The organism is Micromonospora sp. LOL_024 (genome assembly GCF_048060415.1).
GTDB lineage: Bacteria > Actinomycetota > Actinomycetes > Mycobacteriales > Micromonosporaceae > Micromonospora.
Genome location: NZ_JBHMIS010000001.1, coordinates 112,006 through 134,795, shown reverse-complemented (window position 1 = coordinate 134,795; position 22,790 = coordinate 112,006). Strand labels below are relative to the sequence as shown.

The following is a 22,790-nucleotide window of genomic DNA, read 5'->3' as shown; positions in this document are numbered from 1 at the left end:
GGAGCCGGGTCGTACGCTGCTGGTCGTGAACACCCCCGCAGTGCCCGGCATCGACCCGCCGCCCGCCGCGCCGGGAGGCGAGGCGTCACAGACCCTGGACCGGGGACTGCGGTTGCTGCGCCTGGTCGCGGAAGCACCGGGCGGCCTGACCGTGACCGAGGCGGCGAACCGGCTGGGCATCGGTCGGGCCGCGGTCTACCGGCTGGTCGGCCCGCTGGTCGGGCACGGGATGCTGCGCCGCGACGCGGATGGCCGGCTGCGCCTCGGCACCGGAGTGCTGCACCTGGCCCGGCGGGCTCAGCCGCTGCTCGCCGATGGTGCGTTGCCCGCGCTCCGGCGACTCGCCGAGCAGGCCGGAGCCACCGCCCACCTAACCGTCGTGGAGGGGGGCGAGGGGGTCGCGCTGGCGGTGGTCGAGCCGAGTTGGACGTCGTTTCACGTGGCGTACCGGACCGGTGCCCGGCATCCGCTCGAACGTGGCGCGGCCGGGCGGGCCATCCTCGCCGGCCGGTCGGGCCAGAGCGGCCCGGTGAGCACCGTCGGTGAGCTGCAAACCGGGGCGTACGGGGTGGCTGCCCCGGTGTGCGGGGTGCCCGGCCTGGAAGCGAGCGTCGGGGTGATCGCACTTGCCCCACTGGACGCCGAAGCGGTCGGCGCGCAGGTGCTCGCCGCCGCCACCGCGATCGCCGAGGACTTAACCGACTCGTCGGCGCGGGCCGGTTGGTCCTGAATGTGACCAGCCGTCGGCTGCACAGGGACCTCCGGCGGATCGTCGGCGAAGTTCATTCGGCCCTGCTCGACCGCGGCTGGCGCCGATGACACCGGCGCGGTCACGGCCGACGACGCGAAGGCGGCCCGACCGGAGATTTCCCGGCCGGGCCGCCTGACCACTTCGACTGGCTGGTCCTAGTGGGACTTCTTGAGCGGCTTGGTCACCGCCGCGTACGCGTCGATGATGCCGTGCCCGTAGAAGCCGTTCAACTTGACCGGGCCGTCACAGTAGGCGTCGAACTCGACCGGCCGCCCCTCGTCGACGTAGCTCCGCAGCCGCGGCTCCGGGCAGGCGTGCGCGGTGGCCGTCCGAAGCAGGTGCCGCTCGACCGAGTCCGGCGCGAGACCGTAGCCGCCCCGGCCCTGCGACTTGCCGTACCGGCTCACGATGAGCGCGGCCACGCCGGAGGCGTGCGGTGCCGCCATCGAGGTGCCCTGCAGGTACGTGAAGTAGCCGCACTGGCCGTGCTTCTTGCACTCCTTGAACACGAACGTCTCGGCGCCCGGCACGATGTCGCCGTCCTCGTCGACCGCACCCTCCTCCTGGAGGACCTTCTTCGGGTACGTCGAGAGAATCATGTTGGCGTCGGTACGGAACGTGTCGGTACCGAAGCCGTCGCGGTACCAGCCACCCGGTGCGGCGATGGCGGTCTGCTCGGTGCCGTAGTTGGAGTAGGCGGCCTTCTCACCGGACGGGCCGACGGAGGAGACGCTGACGACGTGCGGTCCCTCGGTGGGCAGATCCCAGCAGCTGTCGTTGTCGATCTCGCGCGGGTACGGTGCGACATCGCCGTAGTTGGGGCTGGAGCTGTCGGCCCGGGGGTCACCCAGGTCCTCGTGGTTGTTGCCGAGCGCACCGACCAGGGTGACGCCACGGTTGTGGGCGAAGGTCAGCGCCCGCTTCATCGCCCGGATCGTGGCCCGCTGCGCCGCCTGCGCCTCCGGCGAGTCCGCCGGGTTCGCCGTGCAGTTGTAGAGCCACGGGTCTACGTAGAAGGACATGTTGACCACGTCCAGGCCGGAACGGCCGGCGTGCAGCAGGGCGTTGACCACAGGGTTGAGGAAGAAGTAGCCCGAGTCCTGGCCGCCCTTGAGGTTGACCAGCGACACCCCCGGAGCCACGCCGGAGAGCCCGTACCCGTTTGCGGCAGCGCCGACGGTGCCGGCGACGTGGGTACCGTGCCCGCCATCGTCGGTGCCGACCGGGTCGAGGCAGCTCGCGACCTCACACGCCCCGTCGATCTCGGGGATGTCGGGCGCGAAGTTGCGCGACAACGCCCAGTTGAAGTTCGGCGCGATGTCGGGGTGGCTCGCGTCCACACCGGTATCGAGCACGCCGACGGTCACCCGGCGGTCGCCGGGCTCGACCTTGCGCGCCTTGTCGGCCCGGATCATCTCCAGGCCCCAGAGCTTGTCGTCCAGCGGGTCCATCTTCGCCGGCCTCTTACCCGGCTTCCGGGCGGCGGCCTTGGTGGTGGCCGCGGCCAGCAGGTGTTCCTGCTCGACCCGATCCAGCTTGGGCTTGCGGCCGATGGCCCGCTGCTCGGCGGCACCGATCAGCGCCCCGGCAGTGGTCGCCTTCGCCGCGAAGTCGGCCCGGTCGCTGGTCACCTGGTAGACACCGACCTCGTCGGTGCGGGACACCACGGTCCCGCCGGCCGACCGGATCGCGGCGACGGCCGCGTCGCCGGAGACCCCGTCCTCGGCGACCACGGTGAAGGTCCGGACTGTCGTCGGCTCGGCACTGGCCGGCACCGCCATACCCGTCACCGTGAGTGCCAGTACCGCCGCGGTCGCGACGGCACCGACGGTGAAGCGCTTGCTCACCACATCGAATCCTCTCGTTGAGGGACGTCGCGTCATCAGACATCAACTCGGGGAGTTTCGCCAGACCGGCGCCGGATCTGCGTGGGAAGATCCCCTTCGCCGGGCAGATCGGCGGGCACGGCGGGCAGCCCGGCCAGAACGGCAGGCAGCTCAGCCAGCGTCCGCACCGTCGCGTCGGGCGTCACCTGATCGGGCGTCGGTTCGTTGCGCCGGTTGAGCCAGACCGCGCGCAGCCCGGCCCGCTGCGCACCCACCACGTCGTGCACCGGGTTGTCCCCGATGTGCACCACCTGCTGTGGCGGCACACCGGCCGCCGCGCATACCGCGGCGTAGAATTCCGGGGCGGGCTTCTTGGGCAGGCCGTCGTCGTGCGCGTACACCTCGAAGTCGAACTTGCCAGCAAGCCCGCACCGTTCCGGGCGGCTGTTGCCGTTGGTGGCGAAGCCGAGTGTCCAGCGGTGGCGCAGCGCGGCGAGCGCCGGTAGCACGTCGGCATAGGGCCTGGTCAGCGCGAACCTCCGGGCGAAGAAGATGGTTACCGCCTCATCCAGGTGGGCGGCGAGCCCGGCCCGGTCCAGTGAACGCGCCAGCGCCGCCCGCCGGATCTGGGTGACCGGCGCCGCAGCCAGGTGACCGAAGACCGCGTCCCAGTCCGATTCCAGATCCGCCAGGCAGACGGCGGCTGCCGCCGGGGTCAACCTCCGCATCTGCGCCAGTACGGCCTCCAGCCCGCCGGTGACGGCCGGACGCAGGTCGATCAGGGTCTCGTCGGCATCGAACACCACCGTGGTCAGCACGCCGTCCAGCGTGTCACGTGAGGGCTGGTTCCGGTGCCTTCGGCCGCGCCGGTTCCACGGGCGTACGCAGTTCGTCGAGGCGCACCAGCGCCACTCCCACGACGATCAGGGCCCCGCCGAGCAGTTGCACGATCGTCGGCAGCTCACCCAGCACCAGCCAGGCGATCAGCACCGCGAACAGCACCTCGCTCAGCCCGACGAAGGAGGCCAGCCGGGAACCGAGGACACGCACCGCGGCGATCCCCGCGAGGTACGCGACGACCGCGGCCACCAGCGCGAGCCCGACGATCGGCACGAGCCAACTCGTCTGCTGCCCGGCGAACTGCACGGTGTCGAAGGTTGCCCGCAGTGGCAGCGCCCCGGCCAGACCGAGCAGCAGCAGCACTCCAGCTCCGGCGGCCATCCCGCCGCTGGCCATGACGACCGACGGCAGGGCGGAGTCGACGCGGCCGGCGAGCACGAAGTAGCCGGCCAGTCCGACCGCCGCGCCCAGTCCCCAGAGCACGCCGACCGGGTCGAGTCGGCCGGCTCCGGTCAGGTCGAGCACGAAGACCAGGCCGGTGAGGGCGACCACCGAGCCGGCCACGGTCAGCCGGCGGGGGCGCTGTCCCTGGACGAGCCAGGTCCAGCCGACCACGAGGATGACACCCAGGTACTCCAGCAGCAACGCCACACCGACCGGCAGGTAGCGGACGGCGTTGAAGAAGCATGCCTGGGCGACCGCCACGCCGAGTAGCCCGAAGATGCCGATCGATGTGAGGTTGCGGCGCAGCACGGACCACCGGCCCCGCAGGACGAGCACTGCGGGCACCGCCAGCACCAGGGCGGCGATGCCGACCCGGGCGATGACGACCGCCTCCGCCGACCAGCCGTCGTCGATCAGGGAGCGGGCGAAGGTGCCCGAGGTGGCGAAGGTGGTCGCGGAGAGCAGGGCCAGGGTGAGGCCGGCACCGGCGGCGGACGGTTGACGCATCGGACTCTCCTTGGCGCGACTCGCCCGCCATGGGCAAACTAGGGTTACGCCGATGACGCTAGACCGGGGTCATGACAGGAGTCAAGTTGCTGTTCGCCCATGACACTGAATGTTCGCTGATCGCCGCCGCCGCGCTGGTCAACACCGAAAGCCCGGACGGCGAGGGGCTGCCCGACATCGCCGCCCTGGACGCCTTCTACGTCGCCCACGCCTACAGCGGACGACACGAACACACCGTCGCCGAGCTGCGGGCGGTTCGCGCGTTGCGGCCCCGGCTGCGCCGCATCTGGCACGCCGACACCGACGAGATCGTGTCGATCGTCAACGGGCTGCTCCGCGAACACCGCGCGCTGCCCCAGCTCATCACGCACGACACCGAGCCGTACCACCTGCACGCGGCACCCCGGGACGCCCCCCTGGCCACCAGGATGGCGGTCGAGGCGGCGATGGCGATAGCGGACGTGGTGCGCGGCGGCGAGCTGCGCCGGCTGCGCAGCTGCGAGCACCCCGACTGCGACAACGTGCTGGTCGATCTCTCCAAGAACCGCTCCCGACGGTTCTGCGAGGCGGGCTGCGGCAACCGGGCCGCGGTCAGCGCCTACCGCGCCCGCAAGGCCGCCGCCCGCTCCTGACCCGCCCGGCCGGCCGGTCAGCGGGCGCGACCGGCCATCAGCCAGCGGGTCACCGCGACCCGAAGCAGGACGTAGTGGCCGTCCGGGCCGTCCACCGTGACGTCCCAGCCGTCGTACCGGCGGCGAAGTCCCTCGACCACCTCCGGCGGGAAGGGCTCGCCGACGATGCTCGCCGTCCCCTCTGCCACGACGGGCGCGTCGCCGTCGGGCAACGCCAGCGACACCCGGGGATCGGCGGCGATGTTGCGGACCTTCCGGTTGCGTTCGCCGGTGCCGATCCACCATTCGCCGTCGAGATACAGGAACCAGACCGGCGTCAGGTGCGGTGAGCCGTCCGGCCGCAGCGTGCAGAGCCAGACGACCCGATCCCGCGCCAGCCGTTCCAGGACCTCCGGGCCAGGCAGGCTCACGTCAGCGGGGCGGTGCCACGACAAGGACCCGCCAGGTGTACGGGTCGAAGCTCAACATCGGCCACCTGGGTCCTTGCTGTCCCGCACCCCGACCACCCACGGAATATTCGTCGCCACCTCAACGCACTGGTCGCTAGAGCCGCTGCGGCTACTCCTGCGCCACTTCGCACCGGTCAGCTCCACGACTTCCCGATCTCCTTCGACAGCTCAGTAGACTCCTACGGCGGTAGCGCCGCACCGAGCGTAGCCTCCCAGACTCGTTGCAGCATCGACAGATCCGATGCCGGTCCAGCTCCCGGCCGCCGACCTGCCCACCGAGGTATGCCAGTTCCGCCCCGTCGCGCAGCGTCGCTAGGACGAAGGGCCCGTTGATGCCTGTCCCGGGTTGCGGTATCTCGCCGCATCCTGACCTCGGATGACCCCGACATCCCGCATCCGAAGCGGATCAACACCACTCAGGGGTGGGTCATGCGGAGCAGATCGAGCGACTCCTCCAACTGAGTCTCGGTGAGTTTGCCGGAGTCGAGGTGGCCCCGGGAAATCACCACCTCCTTGATGGAGAGTTGCCTCTCCAGCGCCTCCTTGGCGATCGAGGCAGCCTCGTCGTACCCCAGATAGCGGTTGAGCGGGGTGACGATCGACGGCGAGCCCTCGGCGTACGACAGGCAGACCTCGGCGTCCGCGACCAGGCCGACCACGCAGCGGTCGGCGAGCAGGCGGCTCGACGCGGCGATCAGCCGGATCGACTCCAGGATGTTGCGGCCCATCACCGGCAGCATCACGTTCAGCTCGAAGTCGCCCTGTGAGCCGGCGAAGGCCACGGCCGCGTCGTTGCCGATGACCTGCGCGCAGACCTGCCGAACGGCCTCGCAGACCACCGGGTTCACCTTGCCGGGCATGATCGACGAGCCTGGCTGGAGGTCGGGGACGCGCACCTCACGCAGCCCGGCGCGCGGACCGGAACCCATCCAGCGGATGTCATTCGCGATCTTGTAGAGCCCGACCGCGACGGTACGTAGCTGACCCGAGGCTTCGACCAGGGCGTCCCGGGCACCCTGGGCCTCGAAGTGGTTGCGCGCCTCGGTCAACGGCAGGCCGGTCGAGTCGCGCAGCTTCTCGATGACGCGGGCGGCGAAACCGAGCGGGGTGTTGATGCCGGTACCTACCGCCGTACCGCCGAGGGGCAGCTCGGCGAGTCGAGGCAGCACCCCTTCCGCCCGCTCGATGCCGTACCGGATCTGGGCGGCATAACCACCGAACTCCTGCCCGAGCGTCACCGGAGTGGCGTCCATCAGGTGGGTACGCCCGGCCTTGACCACGGTCTCGAACTCGTCGGCCTTGCCCTGCAACGCGCCGGCCAGGTGGGCCAGCGCCGGAAGCAGATCACGCGCGACCGCCTCGGTGGCGGCGAGATGGATCGAGGACGGGAAGACGTCGTTACTGGACTGCGAGGCGTTGACGTCGTCGTTGGGGTGCACGCTGCGGCCCAGCTCCCGGCCGGCGAGCGTGGCGATCACCTCGTTGGAGTTCATGTTGGACGACGTGCCGGAGCCGGTCTGGAACACGTCGACCGGGAACTGGTCGTCGTACCCGCCGCCGGCCACATGTGCGGCGGCGGCGGCGATGGAGGCTGCCACGTTCGCCTCGATCACGCCCAGTTCTCCGTTGACCTCGGCCGCCGCGCCCTTGATCTGGGCCAGCGCCCGGATCTGGGCCGGCTCGATACCCCGGCCCGAGACCGGAAAATTCTGCACCGCCCGTTGCGTCTGGGCCCGCCACAACGCCTCGACAGGCACCTCCACCTCACCCATCGAGTCGCGTTCGATCCGGTAGCCCGTCGTCTCCGTAGTCGTCACGAACACCATCCTGCCGCGTAGGGCGAGCACGTGCAGATGATCGCGCCGAGCCGCTCAGCCCAGCTCGGCCAGCAGCCGCTCCACCTCGTCCCGCTCCGGCAGGTCAAGCTGGCGGTACAGGGCGAGCGCCCGAGCCCAGTGCGCGCGGGCCGCAGGCACCTCGGTGGCGCGCAGGCAGCGGGCGATGCCGTCGAGCGCCTGAGCCTGTTCGAACCGATGGTTGATCTTCATGGCGTCGTGCAGCACCCGGCGGAACAGGTCCAGCGCACTGGGCGCGTCGCCCTGTTCGAGGATCGATGGCCCGAGGCGAGATAGTTCAAGGTGTTCGCCACGGCTTCGTCGTCACCGAGCTTCTCGGCGGCACGTAGGGCCGCAGTGTGCGTCTCGATCAGCTCGTCGAGGTGGCCACCGTCGTAGTTGGCGCGCCAGCAGACCCGGGCGAGCTGCCAGCAACCAGCCAGGAAACCCTCGGCCTCGGCCAGCCCGACCAGCGCCGTCAACGCCGCGTGGTTCTCCTCGAACCACGCCCGGCCCTGGCCGGCGGCGGTGAGCAGGCGCCGGGCGTACTCCCGAACAAGGTCGTGCAGGCGGAACCGGCCGGCTCCGGGCTCTTCCACCAGGTGCGCGTCGACCAGTTCGTCCAGGAGATCCTGGGTGCCGTCAAGAGGCAGGTCGGCCAGCGCGGCGGCGACCCGGCTGTCGAAGCGGACGCCGGGGTGCGGGCCGAGCAGCCGGAAGAGCCGCTGCGCGGCCGGGGACACCTGCGCGTACGACAGGGCGAACGCGTCGCCGACGGAGCGGCTTCCGGCGACCAGCTCCGCCAGCGGGTCGCGGGCGCCGGCCCGAGCCGGAGGACGTGGAGGCGTTGCACGTCCTGGCCAACGCCCAGGCCCTCTGGAGCTCGTACGACCCCGAGGAACAAGACCCCCTCTGAGCGCCGGGGGTGACCCGAACACCCCTGGCGCGACGGAACCCCCCGGCGGCAATCGGGGGGTTCCGTCGTATCTGCCGTCAGGTGGCCGAGCGGTTCCCGATCGTTAGGTAACTCCTAGGACTCGTCACATCTGCGTAGAAGTCGTTGCCCTTGTCGTCGACGACGACGAAAGCCGGGAAGTCCTCCACCTCGATTTTCCAGACCGCCTCCATGCCCAGCTCCGCGTACTCCAGGACCTCGACGTGCCTGATGCAGTCCTGGGCGAGGCGGGCGGCGGGGCCGCCGATCGAACCGAGGTAGAAGCCGCCGTGCTGCTCGCAGGAGCGGGTCACCTGCGCCGACCGGTTGCCCTTGGCCAGCATCACCATCGAACCGCCCGCGGCCTGGAACTTCTCCACGTACGCGTCCATCCGACCGGCCGTGGTCGGGCCGAACGAGCCGGAGGCGTAGCCCTCCGGGGTCTTCGCCGGACCGGCGTAGTAGACGGCGTGGTCGCGCAGGTACTGCGGCATCGACTCGCCCGCGTCCAACCGCTCCGCGATTTTGGCGTGCGCGATGTCCCGGGCCACCACCAGCGGACCGTTGAGCGACAGCCGGGTCTTCGCCGGATACTTCGACAGCTCGGCGCGGATCTCGTCCATCGGCCGGTTCAGGTCGACACGGACCACTTCGGTGGCGTCCAACTGCGCCTCGGTGACCTCGGGCAGGAAGCGGGCCGGGTCGGTTTCGAGGCGTTCCAGCCACACGCCCGACGGGGTGATCTTGGCAACCGCCTGCCGGTCCGCCGAGCAGGACACAGCGATCGCCACCGGACACGACGCGCCGTGCCGGGGCAGCCGCACCACCCGTACGTCGTGGCAGAAGTAGCGCCCGCCGAACTGCGCCCCGATGCCGAAGTTGCGGGTCAGCTCCAGCACCTCGGCCTCAAGCTCCACGTCACGGAAGCCGTGCGCACCCATCGAGCCGGTGGTGGGCAGCGTGTCGAGATACTTGGCCGAGGCGAGCTTGGCGGTCTTGAGGGCGTGCTCTGCGCTGGTGCCGCCGACCACGACAGCCAGGTGGTACGGCGGGCAGGCGGAGGTGCCGATCAGCCGCAGCTTCTCCTCCAGGAACTGCATCATCCGCGTCGGGTTCAGCAGCGCCTTGGTCTCCTGGTAGAGGTACGACTTGTTGGCCGAGCCGCCTCCCTTGGCCATGAAGAGGAACTTGTACCCGTCCGGGTGGCCGTCCGGGTCCTCGGCGTACAGCTCGACCTGGGCCGGCAGGTTGCTGCCGGTGTTGCGCTCCTCCCACATCGTCAGCGGGGCGAGCTGGGAGTAGCGCAGGTTGAGCCGGGTGTACGCCTGCCACACGCCGCGCGAGATCGCCTCGGCGTCACCGCCGTCGGTGAGCACATGCCGGCCGCGCTTGCCCATCACGATCGCGGTGCCGGTGTCCTGGCACATCGGCAGCACCCCACCGGCGGCGACGTTCGCGTTACGCAGCAGATCCAGCGCGACGAAACGGTCGTTCGGGGAGGCCGCCGGGTCGTCGATGATCGACCGCAGCTGGGCCAGGTGCGCGGGGCGCAGGTAGTGCGCGATGTCGTGCATCGCCTCGGCGGTCAGCGCGGTCAGCGCCGCCGGTTCCACGGTCAGGAAACGACGCCCACCCGGACCGTTGACGACGTCCACGCCCTCGTCGGTGACCAGGCGGTACTCGGTCTGGTCCGGTCCGGTCGGCAGCAGGGGGGCGTACGAGAACTCAGCACCGCTCATGACTGCACTCCACTTCGCTGCGTGCCGCCATGAGGCACCGCCGCACTGCGCTGATTATTCGCTCGCTGGCGCTCGCTCATGACGGCAAAGCCTAGGGCAGGCGGCTGGGTCGGTCCCACCCGCCGGGTGGGGTACCGCGGTGACGCTCCCAGCCGCCCGGTGAGGGATCACTTGCCGGGATCGGGGACGGCGCACGACTCGTTCTTCGGACCGCAACTGTCCTGCGGTGCCGGGGTGTCTCCGCCACCACGGGCGGTGCCGTTGTTCCCGTTGCTTCCGTTGCCGCCGACCGGCGAGTCCGCGCCGGTACCGCCGAAACGGAGGTAGCCGATCTCCCGTCCTTCCCCGATGACCATGCCGGCGGGGCCGACGGCGAGGGCGTTCGCCGAGGTACGCAGCACGGCCAACTCCCGTCCGGTACGTGGGTCGAGGGCGACCAGCCGGCTGGGCTTCTGGTCGGCGACGATCGCGGCGTACGGGGTCAGGGCGGCACCCGCCTTCTCCCCCGCCGGCCGCTTCCAGCGGACCCTGCCGGAGCCGAGTTCCCGGCCCGAGACGGTGGCGCCGTCGGCGGCGCGCACCACCGCGTACCGGTCGTCGACGGCCAACACCCGCTCACCGTGGGCGGCGACCAGCAACAGGCGCCCGTCGTAGGAGTCGAGGACGGCCTCCCGGCCGTCGGGCGAGACGCCGACCAGCACGTTGCGGGCGCCGTACGGATCCTCGCGCTGCACGCAGCCGGCGCTGTCGGCGGTCCGCAGGTTGATCCCCGACTGCTGCCACACCTCCTGGCCGGTGGCCGAGTCCTGGCCGGAGATCGCGAAGTAGCAGTTGCCGTCCTGGGACCGGGCCGTGATGCGCAGCAGCCGTCCACCGATCACCGTCAGTCGCTCGTCACGGCCCGGCTCGACGTTCTGGAGCACCCGCCCGGTCGCGGTGTCGACCACGTGTACCCGGCCGTCGACCGGGAAGCCGAGCAGCGGCGGTACCGCCTCGGGACCAGCCACCTCACCGTCGATCCGGACGGTGGTGAGCCGGCGGGTGCCGAGCAGGTTCGGGTTGTCGGCCAACAGGCCGGCGCTGACCCCGGGAAGGAAGGCCGTCCACAGCGGTGCCGTCCCACGCGGATCCCAGGCGCTCAGGGTGCAGTCGGTGGGCGCCACGCAGCTCGCGTCGAGCAACAGGCTGCGGTAGGTCCAGACGGCCACCGCGTCGTCGTCGCGCCGACGGGTCACCCCGGTGGTCGGGTCCAGCACCTCGTACCCCTTGACCAGCAGCCGGCCCACGACGACCACGGCTTCCTGCCCGGCCCCGGTCACCGCGCTCCATTCCGCCTTGCGCTCCCAGAGTTGGGTGCCGGCGGCCAGGCTGCGGGCCTCGACCCGGGTGCGCTGCTCGACGACCACGGCCTCGCCGGCGATCGTGACGCTGCGCGGGGTGCCGCCGATGCGCTGCTGCCAGGCCACGTCCGGCTCGGAGATCGGCTGACGCCGGTTGACCCATTCCCACATACCAGGAAAGGGGTTCCAGACTCCGGTCGCGGCGAGCACCACGACGGTGATCAGGCCGAGCAGCAGCCAGCCACGTACGCCGAGGCCGCTCCCCTTCGCCACCGGGACACGGTAGCCATCCCGACCCGCCACCGCCCGCACCGCCCCGCGTGTCGCTCAAGGAAGGGCCCCCGGTTGACGCCTGACGTATCAAAAGGGGCCCCGCTCAAGACTCGGCGGGAGCAGGCGGCAGGCGGGCGGCGGCCGGCGGGCACGATCAGGCGGCCGACCGGGCAGGAGCGGCCGGCGCGCTCGGGCGGCTCGGCGTGAGGATCGGCCACAGCAGCAGCGTCGCGACCGCCGACGCGGCACCCGCGACCGCCATCACCGCGCCCGGGGCCAACACCTCGCTCAGTGCGCCGGCACCCGCCGCGGCCAGCCCCTGCCCCGCCATGCGGTGGGTGCCCTACTGGCCCTGCTGCGCCGGGGCGGCTACAACGCCGACTTCATCCAGCCGCCACCGGACGAGCTCGTCGCCCAGCTGGGACTGAGTCTGGGCGGAGTCGGCGACCACCTGTCGGTGCTGCGCGACGCCGGCCTGGTCGCCCGCGTCCGGGCCTGCCGAACCGTCCGCTATCGGCGTACCCGCTCGGCGACGCCCTCACCGAGAGCTGAACGCACCTTCCTCACCCAGGGCGGAGCGGAGGAGGGGAAGGACGCGGTAGGGGATCTGCTCGGCGAGGGCAATGATCGTCGAGGCCCGGGTGATCCCCTCGTACGCGACGATCTGGTCGATCACCCGCTGGAGGTCGGTGTTGGAGCGCGCCACGATCCGGCAGAGCAGGTCACCTGAGCCGGTGATGGTGTGCGCCTCCAGCACCTCCGGAATCGCCGCCAGATGGCGGGTCACCGGGTCGTGACCCAGCCGCTGGCTGATCTCCAGGGTGACGAAGCTGGTCACCGTGAAGCCGAGCGCGGCGGGGCCGAGATCCGGCCCGAACCCGGCGATCACGCCCCGCCCGATCAGCTTGTCGAGCCGGGCCTGGACGGTGCCCCTGGCGACCTGGAGCCGGCGGGAGCATTCCAGCACCCCGATCCTGGGCTCCTCGGCGAGCAGCTCGATGAGCCTCGCGTCCAGCTCGTCGATCTGTACAACCTGACCAGCACTCATGCCTGAACACCATACCGTTTGCGCAACCTGACCAGCGCAGATGGAGTGTGTTGCTCAGTGGGCACGCGCACCGCGATGCTCGGACCAGCAACACCCGATCCCGTCGGCCCACCAGGCCGGCCGGTACGCGAGGGAGGCCACCATGACCCAGGCGATCGACCGACCCCAACCGGCCGAGGAGGTCGACGTCGACGCCCTCATCGGCGCCGTCGACCACGACACCAGCAGTGACCTGTTTCCGGTCAAGGGCCTCGACCACGTGCGTTTCCTGGTCGGAAACGCCAAGCAGGCCGCTCACTACTACTCGACCGCGTTCGGCATGACCTGCGTGGCGTACCGGGGCCCGGAACAGGGCTACCGGGACCACGCCGAGTACGTGCTGACCAGCGGATCCGCCCGCTTCGTGCTCACCGGCGCGGTCCGGCCGGACGCCGACGGCACCGGTCACGTCGCCCGGCACAGCGACGGCGTCAGCGACATCGCGCTGGAGGTGCCGGACGTGGACGCCGCGTACGCCCACGCCACCGCGCAGGGCGCCACCGGCCTCGTCGAGCCGCACGACGTCACCGACGAGCACGGCGCGGTACGGCTGGCCGCCATCGCCACCTACGGCGACACCCGGCACACGCTGGTGGACCGGTCCGGCTACCAGGGGCCGTTCCTGCCCGGCTTCGCCTCCCGGAGGCCGATCGTGGACCGGCGGCCGATGATCGACGCCGGGGTGCAGCCGAAGCGCTTCTTCCAGGCGGTCGACCACGTCGTCGGCAACGTGGAGTTGGGACGGATGGACGAGTGGGTCGAGTTCTACCGCCGGGTCATGGGCTTCACGAACATGGCGGAGTTCGTCGGCGACGACATCGCCACCGACTACTCGGCGCTGATGAGCAAGGTCGTCGCGAACGGCACCCGCAAGGTGAAGTTCCCGCTGAACGAGCCGGCCATCGCGAAGAAGAAGTCGCAGATCGACGAGTACCTGGAGTTCTACCAGGGCCCGGGCGCCCAGCACATCGCCGTGGCCACCAACGACATCCTGGCCAGCGTGGACGCTATGCGGGCCGCCGGAGTCGACTTCCTGGAGACGCCGGACTCGTACTACGACGACCCGGAACTGCGCTCCCGCATCGGTGAGGTACGGGTGCCGATCGAGGAGCTGAAGGATCGCAAGATCCTGGTCGACCGGGACGAGGACGGCTACCTGCTGCAGATCTTCACCAAGCCGGTGCAGGACCGCCCGACCGTCTTCTTCGAGCTGATCGAGAGGCACGGTTCGCTCGGCTTCGGCAAGGGCAACTTCAAGGCCCTCTTCGAGGCGATAGAGCGGGAGCAGGAGCAGCGCGGCAACCTGTGACACTGTCGGGCGTGACCCAGCCTCCCGCGCACCCGACACCGCCGGCCGGCAAGCCCTCGGCCGGCGGTGTCGCCACCACCCGGGTGGGCTGCCGGGCCACCGGCGTCGGGGCCGGGCGGGCAGCCGCTGGCGACCTTCAGCGACCGGCTGCTGGCGTACCGGATCGACGCGGCCATCGCGACCGGAATCATGATGGTGCTGTTCACGCCGCCGTTCCTTTTCATCTGGTTCCGGATGTTCTGCGTGGTCCCGCTCGATGCGACCCGCACGCTCGACCGGCGCACGGCCGGGAAGCGGTACCTGGTGCAGTTCGTCGGCGGGTCCCTGGTGCCCGGCGGCAGCCACGTCGACGGACTCTGGCAGCTGTGGGACAAACCCTGGCAACAGTGCCTCCACGACAAGTTCGCCGGAACCGTCGTCGTTAAGGTGTCGAGGTGAATGAGCGCAGCGAGGCCCCGTCATGAGCGTGGCAGCCGGTTGGTACGTCGACCCCGCCGACCCGCGGACCCGCAGGTACTGGGACGGCGAGGGCTGGCTCGGCGCGCCCATCCCGGTCGACGCCACACCGCCTGACGGCCCGCCGCCGCCCGAGCCGGAGCCGACCCCCGAGCCGACCCCCGAGCCGACAGCTCAGGCCACTGGGCCCGCCTCCGCGCCACCCGCGGCCGAATCTCCGCCCGGCAGCACCTCGCCGGCAGACCGGCAGACCGGCTGGGGCCAGAACCCACCACCTGCCTGGTCGGCCGGTGACGCGCCGCAGGGCCCGCCGCCCGGCTGGCCGTACCCGACCTGGCCGGGGCCCCCGCCCGCGCCCCGGCCGCACGGCATGCCGTTGGCCTCGTTCGGCACCCGGCTGGCCGCCCGCCTGATCGACTTCGGCGTCGTGTTCGCCCTCAACGCGCTGGTGAACGGCTGGTTCGTCTGGCGCTACCTCCAGGAACTCTCGCCCGCCTTCAACGAGTTCTGGCGCCGGGTCCGGGAACAGGACCGCACCACCGATCCGCTACCCGCGGCGGGCGACCAGGCCGGCGCGCTGGTCGTGGTGATCCTGCTGATCGCCACCGCGCTCTGGCTGGCGTACGAGGTGCCTTCGATGGCGGCCAACGGGCAGACCTTCGGCAAGCGGCTGCTGCGCGTCAGGGCGGTGCCCGTCGAGGCGGACGCGCCGCTCGGTTTCGGCCGGGCGCTGCGCCGGTGGAACACTCTTGGCCTGCCCACCCTGCTCTGGTACTGCTGCGGCCTCGGGCTGCTGCTCCAACTGGTCGACGCGCTCTCCCCACTCTTCGATCACCCGATGCGGCAGGCCCTACACGACAAGCGGGCGCAGACCTTGGTGGTTCAGCTTCCCCGCACCCCCGACGATCGCGCCGACCCCCCAGGAGAGACCCGATGACCGATGGACAGCGACAGCCGACAGTGCGGCTGACCCGCGCCGACCTGGACGTGTTGCCGAACTACGTGCCCGGCCGCAGCCCGGCCGACCTGGCCCGGGAACTGGGCCTGCCGCAAGCGATCAAGCTGGCCAGCAACGAGGTGCCGTACGGCCCGCTGCCCGGCGTGGTGGAGGCGGTCGCCGAGGCCGCCGCCGGAGCGCACCGATACCCGGACATGGGCGTCGTCGCGCTCCGCCAAGCGCTCGCTGAGCGGTACGCGGTGGACTTCGACCGGGTGGCCACCGGCTGCGGCTCGGTGGCACTGGCCGAGCACCTGGTGCGGGCCACCTGCCTGCCCGGCGACGAACTGGTCTACTCGTGGCGGTCGTTCGAGGCGTACCCGATCATCGCGGCGACCAGCGGCGCGACCAGCGTGCAGGTGTCCAACGACGCAGCACATGGGCACGACCTGACGGCGATGGCCGCCGCGGTGACCGACCGTACCCGGATGATCCTGGTCTGCAACCCGAACAACCCGACCGGCACCGCCGTGCGCCGGGCCGAGTTGGACCGGTTCATCGATGCGGTGCCCGACGACGTGTTGGTGGTCATCGACGAGGCGTACCGGGAGTTCGTGACCGACCCGGAAGTACCGGACGGGTTGAGCTACGCCGACCGGCCCAACGTGGCGGTGCTGCGCACCCTGTCCAAGGCGTGGGGTCTGGCTGGTCTGCGGATCGGCTTCCTGGTGGCGCAGCCGGCGGTGGCGGCGGCGGTACGCAAGGTCGTCACCCCGTTCTCCACCAGCATGGCCGCCCAGGCGGGGGCGCTGGCCGCGTTGGCCCAGGTGGACGAGGTACACCGGCGGTGTGCGTTGGTGGTGGCCGAGCGGGAGCGGGTCGGCCAGGCGCTCGGCAAGCTCGTCCCGGACGTGCCGGCCAGCCAGGCGAACTTTGTCTGGTTGCCGCTGGGCGACCGGTCGGTGGAGTTCGGCAGGGCATGCGAGTCGCGTGGCGTGATCGTCCGTCCGTTCGCCGGCAACGGGGTGCGGGTCACCGTCGGCACGCCGGCCGAGAACGACGCCTTCCTGGCCGCGGCCGAGGCGGCGCTGGGCTGATCCGCCGGACGTCCACGGCAGGCCCGCCGGCAGTCCTGGGCCGGGCCGGTCCGCCATCCCCCAGCGGACCGGCCCGGAAGCCCTCAGCTAGCCTACGTCCCTTTTGTCCACCCTTGGGTGGTTTGCCGCTATCCGGTCGCGGCTATTATCAACGCTTCGGCCGTGAGGTAGTACCGCTGGTCGTCCCCGTCGGGATCGACCGGCCGGCGCAGCCGCTCCACCACCACATACCCGTCGGCCGCGTACGCGGCACCCGGCGCCCAGCCGGTGCCGTCGGACCCGATGTCCAGCAGGAACCGGGATCGCTGCGCACCGGTCGCCGGATCCAGCGTGACCAGCTGGTGCTCCTCGGTCAAAACGTGCACCCGGTCGCGCTGAACGGCGATCACCCGGCCCGGGCCGACGGCCGCCCGCCAGCGCTGCGCGCCGTCGGGAACCGAGCGGCCGACGAGCACCCCGTCGGACAGGCTCACCGCCATCCGGCCGACCAGCTCGGTGTCCGGGTCGTCCAGCGCCGTTGCCGGGACCGGATCGCCGGGACCGAGCAGCCAGCCCCGGGTGGCCGCATCCCCCGGCCCCACGGTCCGCAGCGCGGCGCAACCCGCACCGGCCGAACCGCAGCCGATCGGCGACGCCGCCAGCTCGTCACCGACGCCCGGCGGTCGCCACCGGGCGCCCACCACCCCGGTGGCCGAGTCCCGGAACTCGATCACCGTCGGCCCGTCACAGCGGTCCGAAGTGACCAGCTGGCCACCGGTTCCCGCGCTGACCAGGTCGCGGCAGTCGGAGTCCACCTCGACGCGCCACAACTGCCGGCCGTCGGTCAGGCCGATTGCGCGCAGCTCTCCGTCGCCAGAGGTGACCACCACGTGCCGGCCGTCGGGGATCCTGCTCACCGTGAGCCCTCTCGGCTGCCAGACGGTGACCGTGCCGGTCCGCCGCACCGCGCGCTTCCCGTCCGGTCTCGGCCCGTCGGCCCGCCAGGCGACCCGACCGGTACGCGCGTCGAGCGCCACCAGCAGCCCGTCGGACCACCGGCTCACCACCATCGTCCCGCCCGCCACCACCGAGTCCAACGTCGCCGGCCAGCGCCGGTAGGACCAGAAGGGCGTGCCTCGGTAGCGGCTGTCGACCGGGCTGTCGGCGTAGACCTGGCGGGCCGCCGCGTACACCCGCAGCCGGCCGTCCACGAACAGCGGGGCGACCGGCAGCCGGCCGACCACCCCGGGTTCCGGCACGTGCAGCGCCGGGTAGTCGCCCCGGGCGGTGGTGCTGACCTCGGCCGGGGCCAGTACCCGGTACGCGACGATCGCGACCGCCGCGGCGACACCTGTCGCCGCCACCACCGCCACGATCCGCCGCCAACCCGTCGCCCACCCCATGCCGCACCTCCGCACGGCACCCTACCCAGCCGGCGCCGCAGGTCTGGGGCCACCGGTCGCGGCACCTCGCGGGCCTGGGCCGACCGGCGCGCACCAGCCAGCGGGACCGGACCGGACGGTCAGGCCGCCTCGGCCTGACAGGCGGCGGCCAACGTGGCAAGATCCTGCCGCAGCACCTTCTCCGTCGCGCGCGCGGCCAGGCCGCCGAGCAGCAGCGCGACGGCCCGGCCGGACGTGGCGGCGGGCTGCGCCCGCACCGTCACGGTCACCGCGGCACAGCGGCGCCGCCGACGCCGCACGTCGCGCAGCGCCCAGGTGATCCGGTAGTCGACGCCCTCGCCCGGTGAGCCGAGCACCAGCCGCCGTGGCGGCTCGGCCGCGAGGACCACGAACTCCTCGGCCAGCGTGCCGCCGTCAGGCCGACGCCGAGTCTCGCGCCAGGCCGTGCCCGGACCGAACTCCCCGGCAGTCAACAGCTCGACCGGCCCGCCGTCGGGTGCGCGCCGCGGCAGGTCGACGAGTACCCGCCACAGGTCGGCTGCGGATGCCCCGACCAGACCCCTGACCGCAACAGTCGACATGCCACCTCCCGTGGCACCGACGGTACGCGGCTCGGGGGTCCCTGGAGAAGAGATTCCTCTGCCGGAGACCCCCTTCACGCGTCAGGCGGCGAACCGCCCCGCCCGGATCGCGTCGACGAACGCGGTCCAGCCCACCGGGCTGACCACCAGCGCCGGCCCCGCCTGGTCCTTCGAGTCGCGTACGCCCACCACACCGTGGACACCGGCCAGATTGTCGGCCACCTCCACACAGAGGCCCTGGTCGTTCGAGCGGCTGCTGGTCCGCCAGACCGCGCCCACGAGATCGTGCATCGTCGTCATCTCCCTCAGCTCAGACGTCTCGCCAGCCAGGGCCGGGCCGACCGGAACGGGGGGCACCGGTCGGCCCGGCGCAGCGTGGCGACAGGAATTCCGAGGCGATCAACGACGCCGGTGACGGTCCTCGATCGCACAGCGGGTGCGATCAAGGGCTGGTGTCGGGTTCAGGTCAGTCAGCAGGCAGGACGGTGCCCGCCACCTCGCCCAACTCGATGACGAGGCCGTCCGGGCCGGGGGCGGTGGCAGTGATCTCCACCGTGTCGCCGTCAGCGAGGAAGGTGCGTTCCGTGCCGCCGACGGTGACCGGTTCGGTGCCGCCCCAGCTGAGCTCCAGGAACGAGCCCACCTCGTCACGCCGGGGGCCCGACACGGTGCCGGAGGCATACAGGTCGCCGGTGCGCAACGAGGCGCCGTTGACGGTCAGGTGGGCCAGTTGCTGGGCCGGTGTCCAGTACATGCCGGCAAACGGCGGTCGCGTCACCGGCTGGCCGTTCCAGTTCACCGTCAGCCGCAGGTCCAGCCCTCGGCGCGGCTCGTCCCGCAGGTACTCGGCGACCGGCGGGTCCTGCTCCGGCGCCGGCACGAAGGCATGCCGCAGCGCGTCCAGCGGGGTCACCCAGGCGGCGACCGAGGTGGCGAACGACTTGCCCAGGAACGGCCCCAGGGGCTGGTACTCCCACGCCTGGATGTCCCGGGCCGACCAGTCGTTGACCAACACCACGCCGAAGACGTGGTGGGCGAAGTCGGCGGCAGCCACCCGGCGACCGAGCGGACTCGGCACGCCGACCACGAATCCCACCTCGGCCTCGATGTCCAGGCGGGCCGTGGGGCCGAAGACCGGCCCCACGCCGCTGGGCCGCTGGCCGTGCGGGCGCACCACCGGTGTGCCGGACACCACCACCGTGCCGGCCCGCCCGTGATAGCCGATCGGCAGGTGCTTCCAGTTGGGCAGCAGCGGCGGCTGGCCGGGGCGGAATATCAGACCGACGTTGCCGGCGTGCTGCTCGGACGAGTAGAAGTCCACGTAGTCGGCCACCTCGAACGGCAGCTCCATCCGCACCTCGTCCAGCGGGATCAGCAGCGGCTCCACCGCGGCCCGGTACGCTACGTCGGTGAGCAGCTCGGTGATCCGCTGCCGCACGGCGGTCCACTGCGGGTGGCCCAGTGCCAGGAAGGCGTTGAGCGTCGGCCGGCCCAGCGCCCCACCGGCCAGCACCAGCTCAGCGTCCTCCGCGCCGGCCAGGTCCAGCACGAGATCTGCGACGCGTACGCCGAGCCGCGGCTCGCCGTCGCCCGCCCGGAAGACCCCGTACGGCAGGTGGTGCACCCCGTACCCGGATCCGTCGGCGCCCGTCACCCAACTCTTGCCAGCGGTCATGCCTCGTAGCCCCCGTTCACCAGCCCCAGCCGGATCAGATCGGTCAGCGGTTCGGTAATGCTGCACGAGCCGAAGCCCACCCATAGGGGGCGCGCCGAGTCGTGCCGCCCGTCGGTGCACTGGAGCAGCGGTCGCTCGTCGCGCACGGTGAGCAGTTCGGCGACGGTGCTGACGGCGGCCCCGGCGGCGGCGGCCAGGGTGGCGGCGAGTACGTTGCCGAAGCCGTGATGGGTGAACCCGGTCTCCGGGTCCACCTGCCGAACCGCGTGGTGCAGCCCGGCGGTCAGTTTGAACGGCAGCTTCCGGTCCCGGCAGGCGCAGATCACCGCGGCCAGCTCGACCGGTGTGGGGAACAGTTCGACGGCCAGCCCGCCGGTGCGGAACTTGGCGGCGACCGGCAGCCCGTCGGCCCGCGCGTCGGCGAGGGCGTCCAGGGCGCCCATCAGCCCGAAGGTCAGCGGGATCTCAGCGTAGACGGGCACGCCGTCCAGCCGCTCGGTGAGCTTCACCAGCTCGGCCAGGCCGGGCTGCGGGTCCTCGCCGCGCCGGGCGACCGGCACCTCGATCTGCCGGGCGAGAACTCCGAGCGGGGGCAGGAACGACAGCGCGAAGGGCAGCCGGTCGAGGCCGGTGTCGCCGATCAGCCCGATGGCGAAACCCTCGGCCGGATCGACCAGACCGCTCAGCTCTCCCGTGGTGATCGCCGAGGCGGGTAGCAACAGGGGGCCGACCAGATCGGCGTACCAGGCGGCACGGTGCCGCCGGTGGGCGGCCACGGCGTAGGGCAGCGACGCGCTGCCCGGCGGGAACACGGCGGCGTCGTCGACCAGGCCGGCGACGAGTGCGGGCAGCTGCGTTGACACGAGACAACAATCTACGGGACGCTACAAGAAGCGGACAACAGCGTCCGACTATCGGACGCGCTAGCTGGTGACCGGGAGGCGACATGCCGTACTACCGCAGCGTCGGCGAGCTGCCACGCAAGCGCCACACCCAGTTCCGGCAGCCCGACGGCAGCCTCTACACCGAGGAGTTGATGGGCCAGGAGGGGTTCTCCTCCGACTCGTCCCTGCTCTACCACCGGTACCCGCCGACCGCGATCGTCGCCGCCGAGGTGTTCACCCCGCCCGCGACCCCCCGGGCGCCAAACCTGCCGCTCAAGCCCCGGCACCTGCGCACCCACAGGCTCGACGGCACCGGACGCGACCCGGTCCTCGGTCGCCGCTACCTGCTCGCCAACGACGACGTGCGGATCGCCTACGTGCTGGCCGACCGCCCCTCCCCGCTGTTCCGCGATGCCACCGGCGACCACTGCCTGTACGTCGAGGCGGGCACGATGCGGGTCGAGTCGACCTTCGGGGTGTTGGACGCGGTCGCCGGCGACTACGTGATCGTCCCGACGTCGACCGTGCACCGCCTGGTGCCCACCGGCGACGCGCCGACCCGACTACTGGCGATCGAGGCCGCCGGGCACATCGGCCCGCCCAAGCGCTACCTGTCCGTACGCGGCCAGTTCCTGGAGCACTCGCCGTACTGCGAACGCGACGTCCGGGGACCGGACAACGCGCTGCTGGTCGACGGCACCGACGTGGAGGTGCTGGTCCGCCACCGACGCGGGTGGACTCGTCATGTCTACGCCAACCATCCGTTCGACGTGGTCGGCTGGGACGGGCACCTCTACCCGTGGGCGTTCTCCATCCACGACTTCGAGCCGATCACCGGTCGGATCCACCAGCCGCCGCCGGTACACCAGACCTTCCAGGGCCCGAACTTCGTGATCTGCTCGTTCGTGCCCCGGAAGGTCGACTACCACCCGGACGCCATCCCGGTGCCGTACCACCACCACAACGTCGACTCCGACGAGATGCTCTTCTACACCGGCGGCAACTACGAGGCCCGTCGCGGCTCCGGCATCGAGCAGGGCTCGATCTCGCTGCACCCGTCCGGCTTCACGCACGGCCCGCAGCCCGGCGCGGCGGAACGCTCCATCGGGGCGGACTTCTTCGACGAACTCGCCGTGATGGTCGACACCTTCCGCCCCCTGGACCTCTGCGACGCCGCGCCCGAGTGCGAAGACGAGGCGTACGCCTGGACCTGGGCCCGCCGCCCCTAGCCCCCGCCCTCGCCCCTCAGCCTCGTCGATCTAGGGGCTTTCGTCGTCCCTGGAGATCAACAGACGACACCTACCCCTAGATCGACGGGGAGGGCTGCTGCCGGGGGCGGTCAAGCCACCGGGCGGGAGAAGACCGTCGAGACCGCGATGGTGGCGGCTGCGACGGCCAGGACCAGCGGCCACGGGTTACCGGACAGGGCGTAGAGCAGGATCAACGCGGGTCCGACGCCCGTCGCGTAGACGGCGACGGCGAGTGTGCGATCCGTGCGGCGCAGAACGGGCAGGACGGTCCGACTCAGGCCGGGCAGCCGGGCCGCCTGCCGCCAGACCAGCGCGCCGCCACCAACGGCGGCCAGCAGTGCCACCAGCCGGGAGAACCCGGGGCCGGTCGCGGCGGAGCAGGCGACCACCACCGCCGACACCAACGACCAGCCGGCACCCCGGAGCACGAGCTGCCGCAGACCGGCCGGCACGGTCCGGCGCGCGACGGCCGGCCCCGCACCGCCCGGCCCACTGCCGACCTGGCCCGACCCGAGCACCCCGGGTGCGCCGAACGCCGAGGGCTCCGCACTCGCGTCGACCT

21 protein-coding genes and 4 pseudogenes are annotated in these 22,790 nt (G+C 71.7%); 8 read left to right on the top strand and 17 right to left on the bottom strand.

The genetic code is table 11. From position 1 onward, the window contains the following. The first annotated feature begins 25 nt into the window (after positions 1–25). Positions 26–730: an IclR family transcriptional regulator gene (locus ACFHWY_RS00640; RefSeq protein WP_416578090.1), complete on the top strand. Its 705-nt coding sequence runs from the start codon at positions 26–28 to the stop codon at positions 728–730. 176 nt (positions 731–906) lie between these two features. Here ACFHWY_RS00640 and ACFHWY_RS00635 read toward each other — a convergent pair whose 3' ends face one another. From ACFHWY_RS00635 to ACFHWY_RS00625, 3 genes are read right to left on the bottom strand one after another with little or no spacing between them, the layout of a single operon-like run. Then, on the bottom strand, positions 907–2,598 hold the full coding sequence (locus tag ACFHWY_RS00635) for a S8 family serine peptidase (RefSeq protein ID WP_416578089.1): 1,692 nt from the start codon (positions 2,596–2,598) through the stop codon (positions 907–909). Between the two features lie 35 nt (positions 2,599–2,633). Further along, positions 2,634–3,395 (bottom strand): HAD family hydrolase, encoded by a 762-nt coding sequence (locus ACFHWY_RS00630; protein WP_416578088.1) that lies wholly within the window; start codon positions 3,393–3,395, stop codon positions 2,634–2,636. Positions 3,396–3,408: 13 nt separating this feature from the next. After that, positions 3,409–4,368 carry an EamA family transporter gene (locus ACFHWY_RS00625; RefSeq protein ID WP_416578087.1) on the bottom strand — a complete coding sequence of 320 codons (960 nt, stop codon included), beginning with the start codon at positions 4,366–4,368 and terminating at the stop codon, positions 3,409–3,411. Positions 4,369–4,454: 86 nt separating this feature from the next. Between ACFHWY_RS00625 and ACFHWY_RS00620 the strand changes: the two genes are divergently transcribed. Then, entirely contained in the window at positions 4,455–5,000 is a 546-nt protein-coding gene (locus ACFHWY_RS00620) for a CGNR zinc finger domain-containing protein (protein ID WP_416578643.1), read from the top strand. 17 nt (positions 5,001–5,017) lie between these two features. On the opposite strand, the gene ACFHWY_RS00615 is transcribed toward ACFHWY_RS00620, so the two are convergent. From ACFHWY_RS00615 to ACFHWY_RS00580, 8 genes and pseudogenes are all read right to left on the bottom strand, one after another. Then, a complete protein-coding gene (locus ACFHWY_RS00615) occupies positions 5,018–5,410 on the bottom strand; it encodes a pyridoxamine 5'-phosphate oxidase family protein (RefSeq protein WP_416578086.1) in 393 nt (130 codons plus the stop codon). Position 5,411: 1 nt separating this feature from the next. Continuing rightward, positions 5,412–5,593 (bottom strand): annotated as a pseudogene (locus tag ACFHWY_RS00610) (DUF397 domain-containing protein). Positions 5,594–5,628: 35 nt separating this feature from the next. Further along, positions 5,629–5,810 (bottom strand): annotated as a pseudogene (locus ACFHWY_RS00605) (Scr1 family TA system antitoxin-like transcriptional regulator); the annotation flags it as partial. Between the two features lie 55 nt (positions 5,811–5,865). Then, positions 5,866–7,266 (bottom strand): class II fumarate hydratase, encoded by a 1,401-nt coding sequence (locus ACFHWY_RS00600; RefSeq protein ID WP_416578085.1) that lies wholly within the window; start codon positions 7,264–7,266, stop codon positions 5,866–5,868. A gap of 54 nt (positions 7,267–7,320) precedes the next feature. Beyond that, positions 7,321–8,108 (bottom strand): annotated as a pseudogene (locus ACFHWY_RS00595) (transcriptional regulator); the annotation flags it as partial. Positions 8,109–8,277: 169 nt separating this feature from the next. Further along, entirely contained in the window at positions 8,278–9,957 is a 1,680-nt protein-coding gene (locus ACFHWY_RS00590) for a fumarate hydratase (protein WP_416578084.1), read from the bottom strand. A gap of 167 nt (positions 9,958–10,124) precedes the next feature. Next, positions 10,125–11,570 (bottom strand): PQQ-binding-like beta-propeller repeat protein, encoded by a 1,446-nt coding sequence (locus ACFHWY_RS00585; protein WP_416578083.1) that lies wholly within the window; start codon positions 11,568–11,570, stop codon positions 10,125–10,127. A 154-nt stretch (positions 11,571–11,724) separates the two neighbouring features. Beyond that, entirely contained in the window at positions 11,725–11,901 is a 177-nt protein-coding gene (locus ACFHWY_RS00580; RefSeq protein ID WP_416578082.1) for a hypothetical protein, read from the bottom strand. Between the two features lie 72 nt (positions 11,902–11,973). Here ACFHWY_RS00580 and ACFHWY_RS00575 point away from each other — a divergent pair. After that, positions 11,974–12,122 (top strand): annotated as a pseudogene (locus ACFHWY_RS00575) (ArsR family transcriptional regulator); the annotation flags it as partial. Here the strand turns inward: ACFHWY_RS00575 and ACFHWY_RS00570 are convergent. Next, positions 12,109–12,618: an Lrp/AsnC family transcriptional regulator gene (locus tag ACFHWY_RS00570; protein WP_416578081.1), complete on the bottom strand. Its 510-nt coding sequence runs from the start codon at positions 12,616–12,618 to the stop codon at positions 12,109–12,111. The pseudogene ACFHWY_RS00575 and the gene ACFHWY_RS00570 sit on opposite strands and share 14 nt — an antisense overlap. A 142-nt stretch (positions 12,619–12,760) precedes the next feature. On the opposite strand from ACFHWY_RS00570, the gene hppD reads away from it, so the two are divergent. The 4 genes from hppD to hisC all read left to right on the top strand — a co-directional run bounded on the left by hppD (position 12,761) and on the right by hisC (position 16,456). Next, on the top strand, positions 12,761–13,966 hold the full coding sequence (gene hppD, locus ACFHWY_RS00565) for a 4-hydroxyphenylpyruvate dioxygenase (RefSeq protein ID WP_416578080.1): 1,206 nt from the start codon (positions 12,761–12,763) through the stop codon (positions 13,964–13,966). 66 nt (positions 13,967–14,032) lie between these two features. Then, positions 14,033–14,404, top strand: coding sequence for a hypothetical protein (locus ACFHWY_RS00560; RefSeq protein WP_416578079.1), 372 nt, complete (start codon positions 14,033–14,035; stop codon positions 14,402–14,404). Positions 14,405–14,426: 22 nt separating this feature from the next. Next, positions 14,427–15,359 carry an RDD family protein gene (locus ACFHWY_RS00555; RefSeq protein ID WP_416578078.1) on the top strand — a complete coding sequence of 311 codons (933 nt, stop codon included), beginning with the start codon at positions 14,427–14,429 and terminating at the stop codon, positions 15,357–15,359. Next, on the top strand, positions 15,356–16,456 hold the full coding sequence (gene hisC, locus ACFHWY_RS00550) for a histidinol-phosphate transaminase (RefSeq protein ID WP_416578077.1): 1,101 nt from the start codon (positions 15,356–15,358) through the stop codon (positions 16,454–16,456). Before ACFHWY_RS00555 ends, hisC begins: the two co-directional genes overlap by 4 nt. Positions 16,457–16,584: 128 nt before the next feature. Here the strand turns inward: hisC and ACFHWY_RS00545 are convergent, their stop codons facing one another. The 5 genes from ACFHWY_RS00545 to ACFHWY_RS00525 form a co-directional block, all read right to left on the bottom strand. After that, the gene (locus ACFHWY_RS00545; RefSeq protein ID WP_416578076.1) at positions 16,585–17,838 is read right to left on the bottom strand and encodes a PQQ-binding-like beta-propeller repeat protein; all 1,254 of its coding nucleotides are present in this window, start codon (positions 17,836–17,838) and stop codon (positions 16,585–16,587) included. Positions 17,839–17,957: 119 nt separating this feature from the next. Continuing rightward, positions 17,958–18,419 carry an SRPBCC family protein gene (locus ACFHWY_RS00540; RefSeq protein ID WP_416578075.1) on the bottom strand — a complete coding sequence of 154 codons (462 nt, stop codon included), beginning with the start codon at positions 18,417–18,419 and terminating at the stop codon, positions 17,958–17,960. Between the two features lie 81 nt (positions 18,420–18,500). Then, positions 18,501–18,710 (bottom strand): DUF397 domain-containing protein, encoded by a 210-nt coding sequence (locus ACFHWY_RS00535; RefSeq protein WP_416578642.1) that lies wholly within the window; start codon positions 18,708–18,710, stop codon positions 18,501–18,503. A 175-nt stretch (positions 18,711–18,885) separates the two neighbouring features. Continuing rightward, positions 18,886–20,094: a fumarylacetoacetase gene (gene fahA / locus ACFHWY_RS00530; RefSeq protein ID WP_416578074.1), complete on the bottom strand. Its 1,209-nt coding sequence runs from the start codon at positions 20,092–20,094 to the stop codon at positions 18,886–18,888. Continuing rightward, a complete protein-coding gene (locus ACFHWY_RS00525; RefSeq protein ID WP_416578073.1) occupies positions 20,091–20,957 on the bottom strand; it encodes a hypothetical protein in 867 nt (288 codons plus the stop codon). The genes fahA and ACFHWY_RS00525 overlap by 4 nt, the downstream gene beginning before the upstream one ends. A gap of 83 nt (positions 20,958–21,040) precedes the next feature. Between ACFHWY_RS00525 and ACFHWY_RS00520 the strand changes: the two genes are divergently transcribed. Then, positions 21,041–22,207, top strand: coding sequence for a homogentisate 1,2-dioxygenase (locus ACFHWY_RS00520; protein WP_416578072.1), 1,167 nt, complete (start codon positions 21,041–21,043; stop codon positions 22,205–22,207). Positions 22,208–22,790 lie beyond the last annotated feature (583 nt).